This window comes from Chamaesiphon sp. VAR_69_metabat_338 (genome assembly GCF_031423935.1).
In the GTDB taxonomy this organism is placed as follows: domain Bacteria; phylum Cyanobacteriota; class Cyanobacteriia; order Cyanobacteriales; family Chamaesiphonaceae; genus Chamaesiphon.
In genome coordinates, this window is sequence record NZ_JANPGM010000604.1 from 1 (window position 1) to 2,295 (window position 2,295).

Sequence of the window (2,295 nt, forward strand, 5' to 3'; positions counted from 1 at the left end):
ATCGCGTTTCCGCTTGTCAAGGGATGGCGATCGAATGTCAAAATATCTCGGCTGTCCGATCGTAGGGAAACACCCTCATGGGCAAGCAACCACTGCTTGCGAGTCAAACCACCAGCATAACCAGTGAGTTTAGACCCCGCACCAATGACACGATGACAGGGAACGACGATGGCGATCGGGTTGAGGGAATTGGCCATGCCCACGGCTCTAGCGGCGGTTGGTTTACCAATTCTTACCGCTAGCTCTCCATAAGTGATGGTTTTACCTACCGGAATTTGTCGTAGCTCTTGCCAGACTAGTTGCTGAAAATCAGTGCCGCCAAGATCGAGCTTGCTGTCCTGCAAACTGGCATAGTCTCCAGCTAAATAAGCGCGAAGCTGACTGCTAAATCCGTGTGGATCGATGTGTTCTACTAATTCAAACGATCGGTAGCGTTTGGATAGTAAACTTAGCGTCCGCTGTTCGTAGTCCGCAAAATCCAGCGCGCACAATCGATCGCCATTGGTAATTAAAACCATTACACCCATTGGTGATTCAATTCGATCGATGAGGAGTTTCATAATGACTAGTATTACTTAGCAGGCACCGTCCACCAGGAGAGGGCATAGGATTGACTGGGGAGATTGACGGCGCGCTGAAAATAAACGCGAATTTTGTATTTACCAGGATCGCGAATTTGGTGGAAGATATGTTGAACGCTATCTACCGAGCTGACAGACGACCAGACACTCCGATCGAGTCTGGTTTCGTCGGCGCGCATCAGATAGAGTTCGAGCTGATTGATACCGCGATCGCGGAATTCTTCACCGAGATCGTATTCCCCATTGCCATTGCGATCTTGCAACTCGACTAGTCGATCCCAGGCAAGAGTGGCAGAGAACCAACTATTGGCTGCCAAGGGTCGATCGAGGACATAATCGCGATAGGCAGATCGATTTAGGGTTTGATAGTCCCAGCCGATCGCCGGAACGGGTGCCGTTGGGGGATGTTGACCGGGGCTAAACTGTTGATAGGCGCGAAACGCGTGCAAGTGACCCGCGCCTAATTGGTAATCTAGGGGGACTTGCCGATCTCGATCGGCGGCTGATTCCGTCCAGTCACGATTATTTTTGGCTAAGAGCGTCCGCGTCATGCCCAGTCTTAAGCCATCGCCAGTGTCTTGAATTTTATCGGCAGAATTGAGTAAAACTGCCTTCATCACTTCATGACGGCGCGCATCGAGACTCCAGTGCTGGCGGACATTGACTGGCAGCTTCTTTTTGGTGCGTAATTGACGATCGCCAAATTCTTGTAGCAGGGCGATCGTTCCCGTAACATGGGGTGCGGCAAAACTGGTGCCGTTACTGACGATCGTCTTACCTGCTAGGTTATAAAGCTGGAGATTGCCACCAGGTGCGACCAAACCGATCGAGCGGCGGTTGCCCACATTTACTTCAATATCTTCAATAATCTTGGCAGTCCCGATCGGCGTTTCGCTAAGATTGGCAAAATCTAACTTGCGGTAAATCCCCTGCCGGATATTGGAGTAAGCCACATTAATCCCATTGTAGTTATCGGTCGGAATCGAAATGCCCCCCTTACCCTGATTGCCAGCCACCACATAAGCCACGTTATGGATTCGTGCCGACCAATCCAAACATTGAGTAAATAGCGCATTGCCATCCAACTTCGCATTCGGGCGCGGATCGCGGCCTAGCGGCTCCCCAAAGCTCAAGTTAATGGCGCGAACGTCTCCACCATTCTGCTTGGCAACGTGCTGGGTAGAGAGGCATTCCTCGGGCTGTCCGGTTTCCTTAGGAGTACCGACCGCCGATGCATATAAGCGGGCATCGGGAGCGACTCCGGGCAACCTTTTATCCCGACCGATCATCACCGAGGCAACCATCATCGCGTGCTGTTCGACATGGGTATTGGCTTTAGCCGCGCCATCTTGATAAAAGATTTGTTCGAGTTTGAATTTCGGGTCTTTGGCCGCCTTATCCCAGCCAAACTGGCCGGGACGACCGACTTCGACTTGACCGATCGCGATTTTTTTACCTGTCAAATTGTATGGCGATCGATGTAACTTCAACGCGTCGATGCCCGCACTCCCGATCGAATTGGCGGTAAGTTGTTGTGCCCAGCTCGGGGCGATCGTCGTCGCGATCGCCGTCCCGATCGCAATCCGCTGCCAAGATTTCTTCAATTAGCCTGTCCCCATCTAACTACCTGGATATCTATAACAGTTAATCACAGGTAGGTCTTAAACAGTTGGTAGTTGGTAGTTGGTAGTGGATAGTTGATAGTTGAATTGCG

At 51.3% G+C, this 2,295-nt stretch carries 2 protein-coding genes; both read right to left on the reverse strand.

What is annotated here, in order from left to right; translation table 11 throughout:
• A partial coding sequence (locus RMO84_RS16635) for a methylated-DNA--[protein]-cysteine S-methyltransferase (protein ID WP_310489552.1) occupies positions 1-560 on the reverse strand: 560 nt, incomplete at its 3' end.
• 11 nt (positions 561-571) lie between these two features.
• On the reverse strand, positions 572-2,185 hold the full coding sequence (locus RMO84_RS16640) for a S8 family serine peptidase (RefSeq protein ID WP_310489553.1): 1,614 nt from the start codon (positions 2,183-2,185) through the stop codon (positions 572-574).
• Between the last annotated feature and the right edge of the window lie 110 nt (positions 2,186-2,295).